Genomic DNA, 20,655 nt, shown 5'->3' with positions numbered 1-20,655 from the left:
ATCGAGCGACGGCTAGTGCTTCGGTCGGTTGTTGCGGTTGGGTTGCGGATTCGGCCGGCTCTCGCGATGCAAGAAGGCGACGCCCTGAATGCCTTCGCTGTTGCCGGCCTGCGACGGACGCGGCGACTCGCCCCGGCTCGTCTGCGGCGCGCCATTATTACCACCCCGACGGCGGCGGCGGCGAGGCCCTTTTGCACTTGGAGCGGGCTCATTCCCACGGACATTATGCGCGCGCGGCGCAGAGCGGCCGCCCCGGTGGGGGTGGGTCGCCGATGCGGGCGCGGCGGCCTCGCGGCTGCCAGAGGAGCCGCCTTGGGTGCGGCGGTCTTCCCGCGGCACGGTAATCCGGATCAGCCGCTCGATATCGCGCAGATAGCCCATCTCCTCGGCGCCGGCGACCAGCGAGATCGCGATGCCGTCGGCGCCGGCGCGCGCGGTGCGGCCGATGCGGTGGACGTAGGTCTCCGGGATGTTGGGCAGGTCGAAGTTCACGACATGGCTGACGCCGTCGACGTCGATGCCGCGGGCGGCGATATCGGTCGCCACCAGCGTGCGGATCTCGCCGGAGCGGAATGCCGCCAGCGTGCGCTCGCGATGGTTCTGCGACTTGTTGCCGTGGATCGCATTGGCCTCGATGCCGGCCTTGGCAAGGCTCTTCACCACCTTGTCGGCGCCGTGCTTGGTGCGGGTAAACACCAGGGCACGATTGACCTGCTCCTGCTTCAGAAGCTGGGCGAGAACCGTCGGCTTGGCGGCGAAATCGACCTGGATCGCGCGCTGCGCGATGCGATCCACCGTCGAGGCCACCGGCGTCACCGCCACGCGGGCCGGGTCGCGCAGCATCGCCTCGGCGAGCTCGGCGATGTCCTTGGGCATGGTGGCCGAGAAGAACAGCGTCTGCCGCCGGATCGGCAGCTTGGCGACGATTTTGCGGATGTCGTTGATGAAGCCCATGTCGAGCATGCGGTCGGCTTCATCGAGCACCAGGAACTCGACCTGGTTGAGCTTCAGCCCGTTGCTCTGCACGAGATCGAGCAGGCGGCCGGGGGTGGCGACCAGCACCTCGACGCCCTGCATCAGAGAACGGACCTGGCGGCCCATCGGCACGCCGCCGATGGCGAGCGTCGAGGACAGCCGGACGTGGCGGCCATAGGTGTTGAAGCTGTCGAGGATCTGCCCGGACAGTTCGCGGGTCGGCGAGAGCACCAGCACGCGGCAGCTCTTGGGCTGCGGGCGGATGCGGTTCTCGAGCAGCCGGTGCAGGATCGGCAGCGCGAAGGACGCGGTCTTGCCGGTTCCGGTCTGGGCGATGCCGACGACGTCGCGGCCGGCAAGTGCGAGCGGGATGGTCTGGGCTTGGATGGGGGTCGGCGTGAGATAGTTTTCTTCTCGGAGCGCGCGGGCGATGGGATCGGCGAGGCCGAAATCCTGAAAGGAGGTCAAAAGGTGGTTCTTTCCATAAAAGCCGTCATCGTCCCGGCCAGTATCGGCCGGAATCGCATGAAAGCATTCGGGGACACCCGCGTGTCTGGGGCGTCAAGCTGGGTTAGCTGAAAGGCGAGCCAGAAGCCGCTTGGGGCGGCTTGAACACGCAGCTCGCGAAGGCACCGCGATGTCGCGGGCATGGCGAGGATATGGACCAGGAACTGGGCGGTTTCAAGATGATATCGTCGGGATTGGTGCGCCGAATGCGCCGAACCATCGCGCAAACTGTCACAAATCGGTGCCGGAAATTTAGCCAAGAAGGTAATTTTGCCCATAAAATAACCTGATTGCTCTTTCGGCAGTCAAGTTGACGGCTCAATGATTGGGCAATCGCTTTCCGTATTTGCCCGGAACTCGTGAAATTATCTAATTGGTTCATCGGCTTACGGTGCCCACACACCGTGGCACAGTTCTTGCGATTCCCTTAACCGCAGGCGGCCAAGCGGCCGTTCGCAAGCGTTCCACGCCTGCGTCAGGGAGACGACATTTCATGCTTACTCAGCTTACTCACAAAATAACGACGATGACCCGCCGCCGCGCGCTCGCGGCGACCGCCGGCCTGGTTTTGGGTCTGGCTGCGTCCTCGCCGTTCGCGCCTGCCCAAGCGGCCGACGACACCATCAAGATTGGTATTCTTCACTCGCTGTCGGGCACCATGGCCATCAGCGAAACCACGCTGAAGGACACGATCCTTTTCCTGATCGACGAGCAGAACAAGAAGGGCGGCGTACTCGGCAAGAAGCTCGAGGCCGTCGTGGTCGACCCCGCATCGAACTGGCCGCTGTTTGCCGAAAAGGCCCGCGAGCTGATCACCAAGGACAAGGTTGCGGTCGTGTTCGGCTGCTGGACCTCGGTGTCGCGCAAGTCCGTGTTGCCGGTGTTCAAGGAGCTGAACAACATCCTGTTCTATCCGGTGCAGTATGAGGGCGAGGAATCCGAGCGCAACGTGTTCTACACGGGCGCGGCGCCGAACCAGCAGGCGATCCCCGCCGTCGACTATCTGATGAAGGACGAGAAGGTGAAGCGCTGGGTGCTGGCCGGCACCGACTACGTCTATCCGCGCACCACCAACAAGATCCTGGAAGCCTATCTGAAGTCGAAGGGCGTCGCCCAGGACGACATCATGATCAACTACACGCCGTTCGGTCACTCCGACTGGCAGACGATCGTGGCCGATATCAAGAAGTTCGGCTCGGCCGGCAAGAAGACCGCCGTGGTCTCCACCATCAACGGCGACGCCAACGTTCCGTTCTACAAGGAGCTCGGCAACCAGGGCATCAAGGCGACCGACATCCCGGTGGTCGCGTTCTCGGTCGGCGAAGAAGAGCTCGCCGGCATCGACACCAAGCCGCTGCTCGGCCATCTCGCCGCCTGGAATTACTTCGAGTCGATCAAGACCCCGGCGAACGAGAAGTTCATCAAGGAGTGGCAGGCCTACACCAAGAATCCGAAGCGCGTGACCAACGACCCGATGGAAGCGCACTACATCGGCTTCAACATGTGGGTGAAGGCGGTCGAGAAAGTGAAGTCGACCGATCCGGACAAGGTGATCGACGCGCTTCCCGGCACCGAGGCGCCGAACCTGACCGGCGGCACCTCGAAGATGCTGCCGAACCACCACATCACCAAGCCGGTGTTCATCGGCGAGATCAAGGGCAACGGCCAGTTCGACGTGGTCTGGAAGACCCCGGGCCTGGTGGCCGGCGACGCCTGGTCGAAGGAGCTCGAAGGCTCCAAGGACCTGATCGGCGATTGGGTCGGCAAGAAGTGCGGCAACTACAACACCAAGACCAACAAGTGCGGCGGCCAGGGCTCGTAATCGGGCACTCCTGACCTAACGACACAACACAACCTTCCAACACCGGAGAAGGCGGCATCGCTCGCCGCCTTCTCCTCCACTCCTGCCGGGGTACTGACGTGTTTGCTATTTGTATTGATCGCTTTCGCACTCTGTTTCTCTCGATCCTGCTGCTGAGCTGCCTTGCCCTGCCGGTGCTGGCCGGCCCGTTCGAGGATTCGGTCGCCAAATTCGCCAATGACGAGTTCTCCGACACCGAGGCTGCGATCGGCGAAGTCGCCGCATCGGGCAATGCGCTCGCTTCGCCCATCATCGGCGCGCTGCAGGACGGCCGGCTGTCGGCGGATCCGGACAGCAAGAAGGTCTTCATCACGCAGGCCGACGGCAAGATCGTCGACGCCGCGACCGGCGCGGCCGTCGACAAGCTGCCCGACAATGCCGCCGCCGTTCGCCTCAACAACCGCCTGCGCCGCACCGTGGAGGCCGCGCTCGGCGGCCTGACGCTGCTGTCGCCGGATCCGGCCAAGCGGCTCGCGGCTGCGCAATCGGTGTTCAAGAGCCACGAGGAGAACCTGCTGCCGACCGTGGAGGGCGCGCTCGCCAAGGAGAGCGTCAAATCGATCAAGCAGGCTTTCGCCGAGGCGCGCGCCGTCATCATCCTGTTCAAGCCGGATGCATCCGACAGCGACAAGCTCGACGCCGTCGCCGTGGTCAAGGCCCGCGGCGACCAGGAGGCGCTGGCGCTGCTCACCGGGCTCGGCGACCAGCCGCCGTCGGTCGCCAAGGCGGCGGCTACCGCGGTCACCTCGATCCAGAGCAGTCTCGCGATGTGGTCGATGGTGCAGAATGCGTGGTACGGCCTGTCGCTCGGCTCGGTGCTGCTGCTCGCTGCGATCGGGCTTGCCATCACCTTCGGTGTGATGGGCGTCATCAATATGGCGCATGGCGAGATGGTGATGTTAGGGGCCTACACCACCTTCGTGGTGCAGGAGGTGATCCGCACCCGCTATCCCGCGCTGTTCGATTATTCGCTGCTGATCGCGGTGCCGCTCGCCTTCCTGGTCGCCGGCCTCATCGGTGTCGTGATCGAGCGCACCATCATCCGCTTCCTCTACGGCCGTCCGCTGGAGACGCTGCTCGCGACCTGGGGCCTGTCGCTGGTGCTGCAGCAGGCGGTGCGAACCGCGTTCGGCCCGACCAACCGCGAGGTCGGCAATCCCTCCTGGATGAGCGGCGCCTTCGAGCTCGGCCAGATCACCATCACCTATAACCGGCTCTGGATCCTCTGCTTCACGCTCGCGGTGTTCGCCATCTTGCTCGCGATGCTGCGCTATACCGCGCTCGGGCTCGAGATGCGCGCGGTGACGCAGAACCGCCGCATGGCGGCCTCGATGGGGATCGCCACCTCGCGCGTCGACGCGCTGACCTTCGGCCTCGGCTCGGGGATCGCCGGCATTGCCGGCGTTGCGCTGTCGCAGATCGACAATGTTAGTCCGAATCTCGGCCAGAGCTACATCATCGACTCATTCATGGTCGTGGTGTTCGGCGGCGTTGGCAATCTCTGGGGCACGCTGGTCGGCGCCTTCACGCTCGGCATCGCCAATAAGTTCCTCGAGCCGGTGGCAGGTGCGGTGCTCGGCAAGATCGCGATCCTGGTGCTGATCATCCTGTTCATCCAGAAGCGGCCGCGCGGCCTGTTCGCGCTCAAGGGCCGGGCGGTGGAAGCATGACCTGCTTTGAGCCACCAATGACTGCCCCGAAGTGCGCTGCGACTCCCTCTTCCGCTTGCGGGGGAGGGTTGGGGTGGGGGTCTCTCCACACGGTACACTCCCGATGTGGAGAGACCCCCACCCGCCGCGCGCTGATGCGCGCGTCGGCCTCCCCCGCAAGCGGGGGAGGCAAGGGAGTTCGCCAATGACGCCGCACATCCTCACCCGTTCGCTCGACCGCGCCGCGACCGCGTTCGTCCTGCTCGTCGCCGCGGTCGGCGTGCTGATCCCGATGTCGAACCTGCTGCTGCCGCAGGGCTCGATGTTCCAGGTGCCGACCTATCTGGTGGCGCTGTGGGGCAAATATGTCTGCTACGCCATCCTCGCGCTCTCGATCGACCTGATCTGGGGCTATTGCGGCATCCTCTCGCTCGGCCACGGCGCGTTCTTCGCGCTCGGCGGCTACGCCATGGGCATGTACCTGATGCGGCAGATCGGCAGCCGCGGCGTCTACGGCAATCCGATCCTGCCCGACTTCATGGTGTTCCTGAACTGGGACAAGCTGCCCTGGTACTGGTACGGCTTCGACAAGTTCTGGGTTGCCGCGTTGATGGTGCTGCTGGTGCCGGGCCTGCTCGCCTTCTGCTTCGGCTGGCTCGCCTTCCGCTCGCGCGTCACCGGCGTCTATCTGTCGATCATCACGCAGGCGATGACCTATGCGCTGCTGCTGGCGTTCTTCCGCAACGATTTCGGCTTCGGCGGCAACAACGGCCTGACCGACTTCAAGGATATCCTCGGCTTCAACGTGCAGGCCGAAGGCACCCGTGCTGCGCTGTTCCTGCTGAGCTGCCTGGCGCTGATCATCGCCTTCCTGATCTGCCGCGCGATCGTGACCTCGAAGCTCGGCAAGGTCCTGATCGCGGTGCGCGACGCCGAAAGCCGCACCCGCTTCCTCGGTTATCGCGTCGAGTCCTACAAGCTGTTCGTGTTCACGCTGTCGGCCTGCATGGCCGGCGTCGCCGGCGCGCTTTACGTGCCGCAGGTCGGTATCATCAATCCGAGCGAGTTCGCGCCCGGCAACTCGATCGAGGCGGTGATCTGGGTCGCGGTCGGCGGTCGCGGCACGCTGATCGGCGCCGCGCTCGGCGCCGTCGTCGTCAACTACGCCAAGACGTTCTTCACCTCGGGGCCGCTCGCGCCGTACTGGCTGTTCATGCTGGGCGCGCTGTTCATCCTGGTCACGCTGCTGTTGCCCAAGGGCATCGTCGGCACCTTCAACAGCTGGTGGGAGACGCGGCGCAGCGCGGCCCTTGCGGCCGACAAGGAAAGCGCCGCACGCGAAGACGGTGTCGGCGCACCGAACCTGGCGGAGTAGGCAGATGAACGTCATGGATACCCGCGCCACTTCGGCCATGCTCTATCTCGACGGCGTGCACGTCTCGTTCGACGGCTTTCACGCCATCAACAATTTGTCGCTGACGCTCGCGCCCGGCGAGATGCGCGCCATCATCGGCCCGAACGGCGCCGGCAAGACCACGATGATGGACATCATCACCGGCAAGACCAAGCCGGACGAGGGCACCGTGCTGTTCGACGGCACCGTCGACCTGACCCGGCTCGACGAGACCCGCATCGCCGAGCTCGGCATCGGCCGCAAATTCCAGAAGCCGACGGTGTTCGAGAGCCAGACTGTGCAGGACAATTTGCTGCTCGCGCTCAATGTCGATCATTCCGTGCGCGGCACGCTGTTCTGGCGCGGCAGCAAGGCCGAGTCCGAGCGCATCGACAAGGTGCTCGAGACCATCCGCCTGACCGATGCGCGCAACCGCCTCGCCGGCAGCCTGTCGCACGGCCAGAAGCAGTGGCTCGAGATCGGCATGCTGCTGGCGCAGGATCCCAAGGTGCTGCTGGTCGATGAGCCGGTCGCCGGCATGACCGATGTCGAGACCCATTTGACCGCCGAGCTGCTCAAAGAGATCAACAAGAACCACACCATCATGGTGGTCGAGCACGACATGACTTTCGTGCGCGAGCTCGGCGTCAAGGTGACCTGCCTGCACGAAGGCACGGTGCTCGCCGAAGGTTCGATCGACCAGGTGTCGTCGAACGAGCGGGTGGTCGAAGTGTATCTGGGGCGCTAGGCGATGCTGAAGGTCGACAACATCAACCTCTATTACGGCGCGGCGCAGGCGCTGCGCGGCGTGTCGCTGACCGCGGAGCCGGGCAAGGTCACCTGCGTGCTCGGCCGCAACGGCGTCGGCAAGACCTCGCTGCTGCGCGCCATGGTCGGCCAGTATCCGATCGCCTCCGGCGCCATCAATTTCGACGGCAAGGACATCACAGCGCTAAAGCCCTATGAGCGGGCGCGGCGCGGCATCGGCTTCGTGCCGCAGGGTCGCGAGATCTTCCCGTTGCTGACGGTGGAGGAAAACCTCAAGACCGGCTTCGGCCCGCTGAAGCGCGAGGACCGCAACATCCCCGACGACGTGTTCTCGCTGTTTCCGGTGCTGCAGACCATGCTGGGCCGCCGCGGCGGCGATCTCTCCGGCGGCCAGCAGCAGCAGCTTGCGATCGGCCGCGCGCTGGTGATGCGGCCAAAGCTCCTGCTGCTCGACGAGCCGACCGAAGGCATCCAGCCCTCGATCATCAAGGACATCGGCCGCGCGATTTCCTATCTGCGCAACCTCGGCAACATCGCAATCGTGCTGGTCGAACAATATCTCGACTTTGCCTGCGAACTCGGCGACAGTTTTGCCGTGATGGACCGGGGTGCGGTGAAATACGCCTGCGATCGCGCAAGCCTCGATCCCGCCGAGATCAGCCGCCAGATGGCGCTGTGAAAATGATGTGACGCCGCCTTTCGCGGCGCGCGCAAGGGAGCTTCGGGGGAATGCGGACCGGGATCGCAGGCGCGGCAGCGGCAACGTTTGCGGCAAACCGCGCCCAGGGCGCGGTCAGGTTCGGCGTGCATCGCAAGGATGGCGCCACCCGCCGCGATGATCTCCATGAATCGGGCTCGCTGCGCGTGCGTTTTCCGTCGCCGGAGGACGACGGCCTGTCGGCCATGTTCGTCAACACCGCCGGCGGCATTGCCGGCGGCGACCGCTTCGAGATTGCGATCTCAGCCGGAGAGGGCACCCGCCTGACCTTGACCACCGCGGCCGCCGAAAAGGTCTATCGCGCCCCCGGCGCCGCGGCGCGGCTCGACATCGCGCTGAAGGTCGCTGACGGTGCGCATCTCTCCTGGCTGCCGCAGGAGACCATCCTGTTCGACCGCGCCCGTATTCATCGCGGCTTCGACATCGACCTGGCCGAGGGCGCCTCGCTTTTGCTGTGCGAGATCGTGGTGTTCGGCCGTGCTGCGATGGGCGAGACCATGCGCCACGGCGAGTTCGTCGACCGCTGGCGGATGCGGCGCAGCGGCCGGCTGGTGTTTGCCGAGACCATCCGCCTCGACGGCGAGATCGGCGAGAAGCTGGCAAGGCCTGCGATCGCAGGGGGCGGCTGCGCGATCGGCACCGCGCTGATCGTGCCGGGCGACGAGGCGCTGGTCGCGCACATCCGCGAGGCGTCTGACAGCTTCGGCGCCGAGGTCGGCATCTCCGCCTGGAATGGCTTTGCAATGGCGCGCTTCTGTGCCCAAGATGCGGCCCGGCTGCGCGCCGACATGATGGCGGTGCTCGGTCGCGCCTCCGCCGTGCCGCTGCCGCGGCTGTGGCTCAACTAATCCTTTCAAGATCATCAGAGTGCTCGCATGAATTTGTCTCCCCGCGAAAAGGACAAGCTCCTGGTTTCGATGGCGGCCATGGTGGCGCGCCGCAGGCTCGAGCGTGGCGTCAAGCTGAACCATCCCGAAGCGGTGGCGCTGATCACCGACTATATCGTCGAGGGCGCACGCGACGGCCACACCGTCGCCGAGCTGATGCAGGCCGGCGCGAAGGTCCTGACCCGCGCGCAGGTGATGGATGGCATCCCGGAGATGATCCATGACATCCAGGTCGAGGCGACATTCCCCGACGGCACCAAGCTCGTCACCGTGCACGAGCCGATCCGATAGGAGCGCGACATGATCCCCGGCGAACTCTTCATCAAGGACGGCGAGATCGAGCTCAATGCCGGCCGCAAGACCGTGACGCTCTCGGTCGCCAACACCGGCGACCGCCCGATCCAGGTCGGCTCGCACTACCACTTCTTCGAGACCAACCCGGCGCTGAAATTCGACCGCAAGAAGGCCCGCGGCATGCGCCTCGACATCGCCGCCGGCACCGCCGTCCGCTTCGAGCCCGGCCAGACCCGCGAAGTCCACCTCGTCGCACTCGCCGGCAAGCGCGTGATCTACGGCTTCCGCGCCGAGGTGAAGGGGAAGCTGTGATTGTAATCTAAGCGGCGAGTGTGATGGTGATGGTCGATAGTGAGGTGAGCACTCCGGTCAGGCTCCCTCCCCCCTTGCGGGGGAGGGTGGGGAGAGGGGTATGCCGCACACTCAAGTGAGCGACATCCAGCGCGATCGCGCCAAACAGCTCCGCCGTGCGATGACGCGCGCGGAGACGCTGCTGTGGCGGTACTTGAAAGCCGATCGCCTAGCGGGTCTCAACTTCCGTCGGCAAGTGCCGATCGGCAATTACATCGCCGATTTTGTCGCGCATTCTTGCAAGCTGGTTGTTGAAGTTGACGGCGAAAGCCACGATTTCGATGAACGAGTTCGTCACGACGAGCGACGAGACGCCTGGTTCACGTCGCGCGGCTACCGTGTTCTCCGCTTCACCAACAACGACGTGCTGAAAAATCTCGAAGGTGTCGCTCTTGCGATCCTTCAGGCAGTGGAGCAAGCGACACCCCTCTCCCTAACCCTCCCCCGCAAGGGGGGAGGGAACCCTTCCACCGATGCCTCCCTTACATCTAATGTTGATGGAGCGGAGAAGTTGTGATGCGAAGTGGAGAAATCCCTACGAGACGTGAGGTGAGCACACTCTTCAGGCTCCCTCCCCCACGCAACCGGGGTCTACCCCGGTTGCGCATAATTGATTTGCGCAAGTCGGGCAGGCCCGACTTGCGCCGGGGGAGGGTTGGGGAGAGGGGTAAGCCCCGGGCGCCGGCGGAACAGATCCGGGAATCCAGTGCAACGCGGATCTGCAACGCGCGCCTCTGCAGAGGAGCTTTGTAGCCGCATGCTCCCTCCAGTTCGCATGGTCTCCGAAGCCGCCGAGCTTGCTGCGCGCCGTCACAACGGCATGGCGCGCAAGGGGCGGGGGAATGAGCCTTACATCAACCATCTGGCCGAGGTCGCGAACCTGCTGGCGCAGGTGACTGACGGCGCCGATGCCGAGCTGGTGGCGGCCGGCTGGCTGCACGACACCATCGAGGACACCGAGACCACGCGCGAGGAGCTCGCGCAAAAGTTCAGCGAACGCGTTGCCGCGCTGGTGGTCGAATGCACCGACGACATGAGCCTGCCAAAGGCCGCACGCCGGCAAAAGCAGATCGAGGATGCTCCGCACAAATCGCCCGGCGCCAAGCTGATCAAGACGGCCGACAAGATCAGCAATATCGGCGCCCGCATCGTGCCGCATCCAGGCAAGGACGAGCGCGACGATCTCGCCGATTATGCCGCCTGGGCCGACAAGGTCGTTGCCGGTTGCCGGGGGATCAATCCGCGGCTCGACCGCATTTTTGATGACACCATCGCGCGCGCCAAGGCCGCGCTGGCTGAAACTGGGGGCTGATATGTCCGTGAAGATCAAGCGTTCCGTCTATGCCGACATGTTCGGCCCGACCACCGGCGACAAGGTGCGGCTTGCCGACACCGATCTGATCATCGAGGTCGAGAAGGATCTCACCACCTATGGCGAGGAGGTGAAGTTCGGCGGCGGCAAGGTGATCCGCGACGGTATGGGGCAGTCGCAGGTGACCAACGCGCAGGGTGCGGCCGATACGGTCATCACCAATGCGCTGATCGTCGATCACTGGGGCATCGTCAAGGCCGACGTCGCGATCAAGGAGGGCATGATCGCCGCGATCGGCAAGGCCGGCAATCCGGACATCCAGCCCAACGTCACCATCATTATCGGCCCCGGCACCGACGTGATCGCGGGCGAGGGCAAGATCCTCACCGCGGGCGGATTCGACAGTCACATCCACTTCATCTGCCCGCAGCAGATCGAGCACGCGCTGATGTCTGGCGTCACCTCGATGTTAGGGGGCGGCACCGGCCCGTCGCACGGCACCTTCGCCACCACCTGCACGCCCGGCCCGTGGCACATGGGGCGGATGATCCAGTCGTTCGACGCTTTCCCGGTCAATCTCGGCATCTCGGGCAAGGGCAACGCCTCGCGCCCGGCGGCGCTGGTCGAGATGATCAAGGGCGGCGCCTGCGCGCTGAAGCTGCACGAGGATTGGGGCACCACGCCATCGGCGATCGACACCTGTCTGTCGGTGGCCGACGATTACGACGTCCAGGTGATGCTGCATTCGGACACGCTGAACGAATCCGGTTTCGTCGAGGACACTGTGAAGGCGTTCAAGGGCCGCACCATCCATGCCTTCCACACCGAAGGCGCCGGCGGCGGCCACGCGCCCGACATCATCAAGATTGCCGGCCTGAAGAACGTGCTGCCGTCCTCGACCAACCCGACCCGGCCGTTCACCCGCAACACCATCGACGAGCATCTCGACATGCTGATGGTGTGCCATCACCTCGATCCGTCGATCGCCGAAGATCTGGCGTTTGCCGAAAGCCGGATCCGCAAGGAGACCATCGCGGCCGAGGACATCCTGCACGATCTCGGCGCGCTCTCGATGATGTCGTCGGACTCGCAGGCGATGGGCCGGCTTGGCGAGGTGATCATCCGCACCTGGCAGACCGCCGACAAGATGAAGAAGCAGCGCGGAGCGCTGCCGCAGGACAAGGGCAACGACAACGACAATTTCCGCGTCAAGCGCTACATCGCCAAATACACCATCAACCCGGCGATCGCGCATGGCGTGTCGAAGCTGATCGGTTCGGTGGAGAAGGGCAAGATGGCCGATCTGGTGCTGTGGTCGCCGGCGTTCTTCGGCGTCAAGCCGGACTGCATCATCAAGGGCGGCTCGATCGTGGCGGCGCCGATGGGCGATCCCAACGCATCGATCCCGACGCCGCAGCCGGTGCATTACCGGCCGATGTTCGCCGCCTTCGGCAAGGCGCTGACCGCCTCCTCTGTGGTGTTCACCTCGAAGGCTGCGGTCACCGGCGGCCTCGCCCGCAAGCTCGGGATCGGCAAGAAGCTCTACGCGGTGCAGAACACCCGCGGAAAGATCTCCAAGAAGAGCATGATCCACAACGACGCGACGCCCGAGATCGAGGTCGATCCGGAGACCTATGAGGTACGCGCAGACGGCGAGCTTCTGACCTGCGCGCCGGCCGAGGTGCTGCCCATGGCACAGCGCTACTTTATGTTCTAAAACCGCTCCCGGTATCCAAAGCCAGAACAGAAAACCGGGAGGAATTTCCGTGATTTACGTCGTTGCCACGCTGACCATCAAGCCCGAGACCCGCGCCGAATTCATCGCTGCGGCGACGGCCTGCATCAAGGAAACCCGCAAGGAGCCCGGCAACATCGCCTACGACTTGCACGAGAGCGTCACCGACCACAGCAAGATGGTGTTCGTCGAGCAGTGGGAGAACGCCGAGGCGCTGGTGCCGCATCGCACCGCCGAGCACATGAAGACGTTCGGCCGCGTTGCGGTGAAGTGCATGGCCGCGCCGCCGAAGATCGAGGTGATCACGCCCGAGAAGGTCGACGTTCGCTAAAGCATGATCCGGAAAAGTGTGAAGCGGTTTTTCGGAAAGATCATGCTTAAACAAAAAAGAGGCTTCGAGCGCGATCCTCGCGCTTGAAGCAAGAACAAGAACGGGAGAAACACCATGATCTATGTCATCGCCACCACGCCGATGAAGCCTGAGAACAAGGACGACTTCATCAGGGGACACAAGGCGTGCATCGCCGAGACCCACAAGGAGAAGGGTTGCCTCTCCTACGAGGGCCATGTCAGCGTCAACGATCCCAATCTGTATGTGGTCGTTGAGCGCTGGGAGACCCGCGACGACCTGACCGCGCACAGCAAGGCGCCGCACATCAAGGTGTGGCGCGAATATTCCGCCGAAATGAAGACCGGGCCGACGGTGATCGAGATCATCAGCGACGCCAAGGTTCAGAAGCTCTGAGGCAATCGATGATCCGCGCAACCAAAGTCCTGGGACAGCATCGCTGGACAGAAGCGGCAGCCGACACCGTCGTGCTCGATTTCGACGACCGGCACCGGCGGCGGATGGCAATGACCGGGACGCGCGGGCTCGAATTCCTGCTCGATCTCGAGAACGCCGTCGCGCTGCGCGGCGGCGACGCGCTGGTGCTGGAGGACGGCCGCCTCGTCGAGGTGGTCGCTGCTCCCGAGCCGCTCGCGGAAATCCGCGGCAGCGATCCGCATCATCTGATCCGGGTCGCCTGGCATCTTGGCAACCGCCATCTGCCGACGCAGATCATGCCGAAGGGCCTGCGCATTCGCAGGGATCACGTGATCGAGGCGATGGTGAAGGGGTTAGGGGCCCGTGTCATCGAGATCGAGGCGCCGTTCGATCCCGAGGGCGGCGCCTATGCCGAGCACGCCCATGCCGACGAGCCCGCGCATGGTCACACCGGGCACGATCATGCCCATAGCGACCCGCACGACCATGGTCACCACCACGGTGATGGTCACGATCACGCGCATGACCACGACCACAATCATCATGATGAGCATTGCGACCATGCCCATCATCACCACGACCACTCCCATGCTCATGACCACAAATGAGCCTGATCCCGCTGCGGTGCGCGGCGGGATGGCGGAGGACGAGGCGGCCGCGCTGTACCGGCTGATGACGTGGCTGTCGCCGTCCTTCCCGGTCGGGGCGTTCGCCTATTCCAGCGGCATCGAATGGGCGGTCGAGGCCGGCGACATCACCGATGCCGCGTCGCTGCGCGGCTGGCTCGCGGCGATGCTCACCGACGGCAGCGGCTTTTGCGACGCCGTGTTCCTCGCACAGAGCCATCGCGCGGCGTCGGAGCCCGGCCACGCCGGATTGAAGGAGATCGCCGAGCTCGCGGCCGCCTTCGTGCCGTCGCGGGAGCGACAACTCGAGACCACGACGCAGGGACGCGCCTTCATCGAGATCGCCCGCGCGGCCTGGAGTTCGTCCGGCCTCGACGCGATGATCGCGGCTTGCGACGGGCCGATCGTGTACCCGGTCGCGGTCGGCGTCGTCAGCGCTGCGCATGGCATCCGGCTGGCGCCGTCGCTGCATGCCTTCCTGCATGCCGTGCTCTCCAACTGGATTTCCGCAGGCAGCCGGTTGATCCCGCTCGGGCAGACCGACAGCCAGCGCGTGCTGGCCGGTCTCGAGCCGGTCGTTGCCGCAACGGCGGCGCGGGCCAACGCAGCTTCGCTCGACGATCTCGGCAGCGCGACCTTTCGGGCCGACCTCGCAAGCCTGCGTCATGAAGCGCAGTATACGAGGCTGTTCCGGTCATGATGCGCTACACTGCCGGGTCGTCCCTGCGAAAGCAGGGACCCATAACCACAGGCGCTTGTGGTTGTGCAGAGCTGCGGCCCCAGCGTATCGCAACAATTCAATTCGGTGGTAATGGGTCCCGGCCTTCGCCGGGACGACGATGGATGGATTGATATGGCAACTTCTCATGGTCCGTTGCGTGTCGGCGTCGGCGGTCCGGTCGGCTCCGGCAAGACCGCACTGATGGACCTGCTCTGCAAGGCGATGCGCGAGCGTTACGACATCGCTGCGATCACCAACGACATCTACACCAAATGGGATGCCGAGTTTCTGGTGCGCTCCGGCTCGCTGACGCCGGACCGCATCGCCGGCGTCGAGACCGGCGGCTGCCCGCACACCGCGATCCGCGAGGACGCCTCGATGAACCTCGCCGCGGTCGCCGACATGCGGGCGAAATTCCCCGATCTCGACCTGGTCCTGATCGAATCCGGCGGCGACAATCTGGCGGCGACCTTCTCGCCGGAATTGGCGGATCTGACGATCTACGTCATCGACGTCGCCGCCGGCGACAAGATCCCCTCCAAGGGCGGCCCCGGCATCACGCGATCCGACCTTCTGGTGATCAACAAGATCGACCTCGCGCCCCATGTCGGTGCGTCCTTGGAGAAGATGGACACCGACGCCAGGCGGATGCGCGGCGAGCGGCCCTTCGTGATGACCAATCTGAAGAAGAGCGACGGCCTCGACCGCATCATCAGCTTCATCGAGACCAAGGGTGGCCTTCGGTCGCAGGACCCGGGCAAGGCGGCCAAGGCGAGTACGAAGGCGGGCTAGTCGTTAATCATTGTGGCGGATCACTAGCACCGGCTGCCTGCCCCGTCATCCTGAGGAGCGCGCAGCGCGTCTCGAAGGATCGACGGCCACCAGCTGGGCCGTCCATCCTTCGAGGCTCGCTCCGCTCGCACCTCAGGATGACGGTGAGGCACTAGGCTGGGCGTCGGGCCGTCGCAAAAAAGCTGCCCAATCGCCGGAACAATTTCCAACTTTGACGATTAGCAACCTTTGGTGCCGCCAAAGACCGCCGGATGGCGTCGTCGTTAATGTTGCCGACCGGCTCCTGTTGCGTACCGATGATCGCTATTCCATATTCCCTTGCGGCTGGCGTTCATCGCACCCTGATCTGTCGCCGCCCCCGCAGAAGCCAGATGCCTACCGTCCCCTTTCGCCACCCCCTGATTGCCGAGTAAGCGTGTGGTTCGACTGGGCTTCATCGTTGCATTGATTGCGCTGATCGGGGTTCTGCTCTCCGGTCTTGCGGCCTATCGGGTGCACGATCAGGAGCTCGCAATCGACGGTATCGCACTGGCGCGGGCGATCGACGTCCATGCCAGCCTGGTGCAGGACCGCCTGACCGAGCGCGAGCTGCTGGCGCGGGTGGCCTCGGGACTGTTCCGGACCCCGTCGATGGTCAAGGCCAATATGCTGCAGCCGCTGCGCTCGGCGATCTACGCCTTCAAGACCGATTTCGTCGTCGCCGCCTGGATCGCGCGGCTCAAGCCGAACGAGCTGACCGCGGCCGAGGCGGAGCTGAAGGCCGCCGGCTTCACCAATCCCTCGATCCGCGATTTCGACGACCAGGCGCTCGACATCAAGGCGCTCGACAAGCCGATCAACGTGCTGATGGATGTCGAGCCGCGCAATCCGGAAACCCTGAGCATCCCGGGCCGCGCCTTCGACCGCCACTCGGTGGTCGGTCCGATGCTGGCGCGGGCAATGGAGAACGCCAAGCCCGTGGCCTCGGACCCGGTGCCGCTGCTGCGGCAGAACGGCCCGGTCGGGGTCGTGCTCGCTGCGCCGGTGTTTCAGGAGGGGGGGTCCGAGCCGGCCGGCTTCATCACCTTTTCCTATGAGCTGTCGTCGCTGATGCTGACCAACGACGATTCCTCGCTGTTTGCAGTGGCGTTGAAGGACCCGCGTGATTCCAATGACGAGTTCACCGCCAACGAGCAGGGCATCGTCACCTCGCGCGCGGTGCGCCAGGACGGTCCGGTGCCGTCGATGGTCCGCACGGTGACGTTCGGCGGCCGGGACTGGTCGCTCGACTACTACGCCAAGAGCAACGCCACGGTGCGTGCACAGCAGACCGCGACCATCGTCGCGGCGATCGGCCTCGCGCTGACTGGCATCGTCTGCGGCCTGTTCGGCTATGTCGCCTACAACAATCTGCGCCTCAGCCGCGAGATCGAGGTTAGGATCGGCTTCGAGCGCCGGCTGACTGCGGTCATCGACGAGCTCAACCATCGGGTCAAGAACATCCTCGCGGTGATCCAGTCGATCGTGACCCGCACGCTGCGGCACGGCGCCGACATCGACGTCGCGCGCGAACTGTTGATCGGGCGCATCCACGCGATGTCGAATGTCGTCACGCTGCTCAGCGAGAGCCAGTGGCAAGGCGTCAAGCTGAAGGGCCTGTTCGAATCGCGCGCGATTCCGCATGCCGACCGGATCGCGGTGAACGGTCCCGACATCACCGTCAGCGCCCGCGCCGCGCAATCGCTGTCGCTGCTGTTTTTCGAGCTCGCCTCGCACTCCGACGAAGGGCTGTCGCTGGTCGGCAAGCATCCGCACATCGTCGCCAACTGGGAGGTCGCCGGCGAGGATGCGGACTCGGTCTTCCATTTCCGCTGGGAAGAGTTCAACACCAGCCAGGCGACGCGGCGGGCCGACAGTGATTTCGGCCTGATCCTGCTCGACCGTGTCGCGCCGGAGGCGCTGGGCGGCACCGCGAAGCGCTACTTCACCGACGTCTCCTATGTCTATGAGCTCACCGCGCCGATGGACACGGTGGTTGACATGACCGAGCGCGACCGCACCGAGCAGCTCTCCGCGCCGGTCCGTCCGGCAAAGAGGTAGAGCGCCGCAGCCGCCTCAGGTTGAGTGGTTATGTTATTGCGCGGATTGATCGAAATCAGGCGCGCCGGATGAGGTTCACGTGATCTGTGTCGAAATCCGACATCCGTAATAGACCGCAACCGAGCGTTAAAACTTCGTTGAACATGCTTGGGCATATACCGAGCAGGATACCGTCTGAGGACCCCGATGAGGCTTTGGGTCAGCCTGACCTTGCTCGCGGCAGTTTTGCCTGTCGGGCTGTCGCTTGCCTTGACCCCGGCGACGGCGCCGCACGACCCTGCGACAATTCGTGCCAGCTATCGCCGGCCCGACGTCGTTCCCTTCCCGAGCAGTAATCCCTATTCGGAGGCGAAATCCGCGCTGGGGCAGATGTTGTTCTTCGATCCGCTGCTGTCGCGGTCCAAGACCCATTCCTGCGCGAGCTGCCACAAGCCGAGCCTGTCATGGGCCGACGGCCTGCCGCGCGCCATCGGTGAGGATCCGAAAGGCTTGCCGATCCGTTCGCCGACGCTGATCGATGTGGCCTTCTTCGAGCCGCTGGGATGGGACGGCAAGTTCAAGGATCTCGAATCCGTTGCGTTCGGGCCGATCCTGAGCCCGATGAACCTGAACATGACCGAGCCGGAATTGATCGCGCGTCTCGCGGCGATCCCCGGCTATGTCGACGCATTCACCCACGCGTTCGGCGACGGCGCGATCACGCGGCCGAGGATCGAGCAGTCGCTGGCGACCTTCGAGCGTTCCATCGTCGCAGGCGAAGCCCCGTTCGACCGCTGGATCAAGGGCGACCAGAGCGCGATCAGCGCAACGGCCCAGCGCGGCTTTGAGCTTTTCAACGGCAAGGGACGCTGTTCGTCCTGCCACAGCGGCCCATCCTTCTCCGACGGGTCCTTCCAGGATATCGGCACCGCCAAGGGCCACGACATCGGGCGCGGACGTTACTTTCCGACCTCGGCGAAGCTGAAATACGCGTTCAAGACCCCGACATTGCGCGATGTCGCGCGCCGTGCGCCCTACATGCACGACGGATCGGTCGCAACGCTGGAAGATGTCATCGAGCTCTACAACAAGGGCGGGATCGAACGGCCGAGCCGGTCGCCCGACATCAAGCCGTTGTCTCTGACGGCAGGCGAGAAGAAGGACCTCATCGCCTTCCTGCAATCCCTGACCGCTACGGCCCCGCCGGTGGCGGGGATCCCCAAATTGCCGCGCTGAGCACAGCAGAGGGTCTGGAACGGGCGCTCGTCAGGCGAGGTGCGGTAGCGCGGCCCCAAGCAGGCCGAGCCCGACGACCAGGAACGCGCCGGCGCAGGTCTCGAGGGTCGCCGTGCGCGACGGGGACGATTTTGTCACGTAGGCGAGGGCTGACCCCACCCCGATACTCACGACGCTCAACAGTCCGAACATTTAACCGGCCTCCCGATCCGATTTGTCCGGGTTTCACTACGACAGTTGAATTGAGCGCCCGTGCCGGAATTAGCTAAAATTCGATGGAACCGCCCAGAAAAGATGCAATGAGGGACGGGTTGGGGCCTGCCTGCCGCAATTAACCACAATGCAACCAGCGGATGTCCAGAGGCAGGCGCAAAGCGTAAAATTTGATATAAGTTAAACAAGTCCTTAAGCGTATATGTGTGTGGGCGGTTGGTTCAATGTTTAATGGGCGGGAGCGAGATGCCGCGTCGGCTGTGCGCTCCTATTTCGCCACGTGCCTTGCAGCGGTTTTGTTTTGCGTCGTAGCCGCGCGCAGTGCCGAGGCACATGTCAAATGGTTTTGCGCTTACGATGTCGCCGGTCAGCCCCGCGGACTCGAGAATGTCCTTTGCCTCGATTTTGAACTGCTGCTCGGTGTCGCTGTCTTCTGGCTGTTTGCGGGCTGCCTGATCGAGCCGACGTTGCTCGGCGATGCGACCATTCGGGTGCTGGACCGCATTACCGAGGCACTTCGGCTGCACACCGAACTGATGATGCGCGCGGTCTGCGCGTTCTTCTTCATCTCGATCTGGGCCGTGGGCGGGATCCTGCTGACCCCCGAGTTGAAGACGTCGTCACCGCTGGTCGGCGCGTTGCAGCTCGCCATCGCCGCCGGCATGCTGTCGCGGCGCACGCTGCCGCTCTCGGCCGTGGGGATGGCGATCCTGTTCGGCATCGGCGTTCGCGGTTACGGCGTCTTCCATCTCGCCGACTACCCGATTTTTCTCGGCGTTGCCGCCTATTTTGCGCTGATCGGGCTGAACAAGGACCTGTTCGGAATCCGCCCGATCGACGTGATGCGGTACGCCGCGGCGGTGACGCTGATGTGGGCCTCGATCGAAAAATGGGCCTATCCGGAATGGAGCTTTCCGCTCCTGATCGAGCATACCGGGATGACCCTCGGCTTCGACAATGAGTTCTACATGCGCGCCGCGGGCATGGTGGAGTTCACGCTCGCCTTTGCCCTGATCTGGACGCCGCTGATCCGGCGCTGCGCAGCCGCCGTGCTGACCGGGATGTTCATCAGCGCGTGCTTCGAATTCGGCAAGATCGACACCATCGGACACTCGGCGATCATCGCCGTGCTGTTTGCGATTCTCGCCGACAACAAGGTGTTGCCGCGCGATCGTCGCGCGCCGTGGCTTGCCCCGGTCGCGCTTGTCGCCGCGCTGTCGCTGACGCTGTTCGTCTACTATTTCGGCCACGCCGCGATCTTCAAGACCTCGGTCCTGTAGATCGTTGATCCCTGAGGGGACTATTTGGCGACGTGGACGGCAAGCTTCATCTTCGGATGAATGCCGCACAGCACCGTGTAGTCGCCGGGCACAGAAAAGGTGACGTCGAACTTGCTGCCCGGCTGCTGGTCGCCCGAGTCGAAACTGAACGTATCGGTGCTCAAATAAGCGTGATGAAGCAGTTCGCCGTCATCGTTAATGAATCGTAAAATCTCGCCGCGCTTGATCGAGATCTCTGCGGGCTTGAATTCGCGATCCTTCTGCGAAATGACGTAAGGCGCCGCACCCAGAGCGGCGCCGGCTAGCGCTCCCGTGACAATCGCGGCCACTAAAGGCACGCGGCTGGACCGGCCGAGGCGCAGGATGCGCAACAAGCCTGATTGCATGAGACCCCCGCTTGGAATTCCGACACCGGCTACTCTGGCGTGCAAATGATGCGTTCCGCATTACCTGTAAGGGTGATTATCGCCAGCTGATCTTAACGATTTCAGCATGAGTTGCAGTCACTACTAA

Annotated in this window: 23 protein-coding genes; 19 read left to right on the top strand and 4 right to left on the bottom strand. The window is 64.2% G+C overall.

The features are described 5' to 3' along the window. Nucleotides 1-12: 12 nt before the first annotated feature. Complete coding sequence (locus AAFG07_RS38565) at nucleotides 13-1,443, bottom strand: DEAD/DEAH box helicase (RefSeq protein ID WP_342724815.1); 1,431 nt, start codon at nucleotides 1,441-1,443, stop codon at nucleotides 13-15. Next, nucleotides 1,440-1,760: a hypothetical protein gene (locus AAFG07_RS38560; RefSeq protein WP_342724814.1), complete on the bottom strand. Its 321-nt coding sequence runs from the start codon at nucleotides 1,758-1,760 to the stop codon at nucleotides 1,440-1,442. The genes AAFG07_RS38565 and AAFG07_RS38560 overlap by 4 nt, the downstream gene beginning before the upstream one ends. A gap of 215 nt (nucleotides 1,761-1,975) precedes the next feature. Here AAFG07_RS38560 and urtA point away from each other — a divergent pair, with 215 nt between their 5' ends. The 18 genes from urtA (at nucleotide 1,976) to AAFG07_RS38470 (ending at nucleotide 18,649) form a co-directional block, all read left to right on the top strand. After that, nucleotides 1,976-3,304, top strand: coding sequence for an urea ABC transporter substrate-binding protein (gene urtA, locus AAFG07_RS38555; RefSeq protein WP_223966545.1), 1,329 nt, complete (start codon nucleotides 1,976-1,978; stop codon nucleotides 3,302-3,304). Between the two features lie 98 nt (nucleotides 3,305-3,402). After that, a complete protein-coding gene (urtB, locus tag AAFG07_RS38550) occupies nucleotides 3,403-5,013 on the top strand; it encodes an urea ABC transporter permease subunit UrtB (protein ID WP_342724813.1) in 1,611 nt (536 codons plus the stop codon). A 184-nt stretch (nucleotides 5,014-5,197) separates the two neighbouring features. Further along, the gene (gene urtC / locus AAFG07_RS38545; RefSeq protein WP_342724812.1) at nucleotides 5,198-6,367 is read left to right on the top strand and encodes an urea ABC transporter permease subunit UrtC; all 1,170 of its coding nucleotides are present in this window, start codon (nucleotides 5,198-5,200) and stop codon (nucleotides 6,365-6,367) included. 4 nt (nucleotides 6,368-6,371) lie between these two features. Continuing rightward, nucleotides 6,372-7,133: an urea ABC transporter ATP-binding protein UrtD gene (gene urtD, locus AAFG07_RS38540; protein ID WP_050405363.1), complete on the top strand. Its 762-nt coding sequence runs from the start codon at nucleotides 6,372-6,374 to the stop codon at nucleotides 7,131-7,133. Nucleotides 7,134-7,136: 3 nt separating this feature from the next. After that, nucleotides 7,137-7,832: an urea ABC transporter ATP-binding subunit UrtE gene (gene urtE / locus AAFG07_RS38535; RefSeq protein WP_021076835.1), complete on the top strand. Its 696-nt coding sequence runs from the start codon at nucleotides 7,137-7,139 to the stop codon at nucleotides 7,830-7,832. Between the two features lie 50 nt (nucleotides 7,833-7,882). After that, a complete protein-coding gene (locus AAFG07_RS38530; protein ID WP_342724811.1) occupies nucleotides 7,883-8,719 on the top strand; it encodes an urease accessory protein UreD in 837 nt (278 codons plus the stop codon). A 27-nt stretch (nucleotides 8,720-8,746) separates the two neighbouring features. Continuing rightward, nucleotides 8,747-9,049, top strand: coding sequence for an urease subunit gamma (locus AAFG07_RS38525; RefSeq protein ID WP_342724810.1), 303 nt, complete (start codon nucleotides 8,747-8,749; stop codon nucleotides 9,047-9,049). A gap of 9 nt (nucleotides 9,050-9,058) precedes the next feature. After that, complete coding sequence (locus tag AAFG07_RS38520) at nucleotides 9,059-9,364, top strand: urease subunit beta (protein WP_342724809.1); 306 nt, start codon at nucleotides 9,059-9,061, stop codon at nucleotides 9,362-9,364. A 100-nt stretch (nucleotides 9,365-9,464) separates the two neighbouring features. Further along, nucleotides 9,465-9,920: an endonuclease domain-containing protein gene (locus AAFG07_RS38515; protein ID WP_342724808.1), complete on the top strand. Its 456-nt coding sequence runs from the start codon at nucleotides 9,465-9,467 to the stop codon at nucleotides 9,918-9,920. Nucleotides 9,921-10,160: 240 nt separating this feature from the next. Then, nucleotides 10,161-10,715, top strand: coding sequence for an HD domain-containing protein (locus tag AAFG07_RS38510; RefSeq protein ID WP_342724807.1), 555 nt, complete (start codon nucleotides 10,161-10,163; stop codon nucleotides 10,713-10,715). 1 nt (nucleotide 10,716) lies between these two features. Continuing rightward, on the top strand, nucleotides 10,717-12,432 hold the full coding sequence (gene ureC / locus AAFG07_RS38505) for an urease subunit alpha (protein WP_342724806.1): 1,716 nt from the start codon (nucleotides 10,717-10,719) through the stop codon (nucleotides 12,430-12,432). 49 nt (nucleotides 12,433-12,481) lie between these two features. Further along, nucleotides 12,482-12,781 carry a putative quinol monooxygenase gene (locus AAFG07_RS38500; protein ID WP_024581875.1) on the top strand — a complete coding sequence of 100 codons (300 nt, stop codon included), beginning with the start codon at nucleotides 12,482-12,484 and terminating at the stop codon, nucleotides 12,779-12,781. A gap of 114 nt (nucleotides 12,782-12,895) precedes the next feature. Then, entirely contained in the window at nucleotides 12,896-13,195 is a 300-nt protein-coding gene (locus AAFG07_RS38495; protein WP_342724805.1) for a putative quinol monooxygenase, read from the top strand. 8 nt (nucleotides 13,196-13,203) lie between these two features. Beyond that, the gene (locus AAFG07_RS38490; protein ID WP_342724804.1) at nucleotides 13,204-13,824 is read left to right on the top strand and encodes an urease accessory protein UreE; all 621 of its coding nucleotides are present in this window, start codon (nucleotides 13,204-13,206) and stop codon (nucleotides 13,822-13,824) included. Continuing rightward, entirely contained in the window at nucleotides 13,805-14,542 is a 738-nt protein-coding gene (locus AAFG07_RS38485; protein ID WP_342729368.1) for an urease accessory protein UreF, read from the top strand. Before AAFG07_RS38490 ends, AAFG07_RS38485 begins: the two co-directional genes overlap by 20 nt. A 153-nt stretch (nucleotides 14,543-14,695) precedes the next feature. Then, nucleotides 14,696-15,355, top strand: coding sequence for an urease accessory protein UreG (ureG, locus tag AAFG07_RS38480; protein WP_342724803.1), 660 nt, complete (start codon nucleotides 14,696-14,698; stop codon nucleotides 15,353-15,355). Nucleotides 15,356-15,772: 417 nt separating this feature from the next. Next, a complete protein-coding gene (locus tag AAFG07_RS38475) occupies nucleotides 15,773-17,434 on the top strand; it encodes an HWE histidine kinase domain-containing protein (protein ID WP_342724802.1) in 1,662 nt (553 codons plus the stop codon). Between the two features lie 186 nt (nucleotides 17,435-17,620). After that, nucleotides 17,621-18,649: a cytochrome c peroxidase gene (locus tag AAFG07_RS38470; protein WP_342724801.1), complete on the top strand. Its 1,029-nt coding sequence runs from the start codon at nucleotides 17,621-17,623 to the stop codon at nucleotides 18,647-18,649. 30 nt (nucleotides 18,650-18,679) lie between these two features. On the opposite strand, the gene AAFG07_RS38465 is transcribed toward AAFG07_RS38470, so the two are convergent. Beyond that, on the bottom strand, nucleotides 18,680-18,808 hold the full coding sequence (locus AAFG07_RS38465) for a hypothetical protein (RefSeq protein ID WP_342724800.1): 129 nt from the start codon (nucleotides 18,806-18,808) through the stop codon (nucleotides 18,680-18,682). A gap of 350 nt (nucleotides 18,809-19,158) precedes the next feature. Here AAFG07_RS38465 and AAFG07_RS38460 point away from each other — a divergent pair, with 350 nt between their 5' ends. Continuing rightward, nucleotides 19,159-20,142, top strand: a complete 984-nt coding sequence (locus tag AAFG07_RS38460) for a hypothetical protein (protein ID WP_342724799.1) — start codon at nucleotides 19,159-19,161, stop codon at nucleotides 20,140-20,142. A 20-nt stretch (nucleotides 20,143-20,162) separates the two neighbouring features. Here the strand turns inward: AAFG07_RS38460 and AAFG07_RS38455 are convergent, their stop codons facing one another. Further along, on the bottom strand, nucleotides 20,163-20,528 hold the full coding sequence (locus tag AAFG07_RS38455) for a methylamine utilization protein (RefSeq protein WP_342724798.1): 366 nt from the start codon (nucleotides 20,526-20,528) through the stop codon (nucleotides 20,163-20,165). Nucleotides 20,529-20,655 lie beyond the last annotated feature (127 nt).

This window comes from Bradyrhizobium sp. B097, assembly GCF_038957035.1.
In the GTDB taxonomy this organism is placed as follows: Bacteria; Pseudomonadota; Alphaproteobacteria; order Rhizobiales; family Xanthobacteraceae; genus Bradyrhizobium.
Note: the sequence above shows the minus strand (reverse complement) of the source record. Positions and strands in the feature narration are given on the sequence as shown.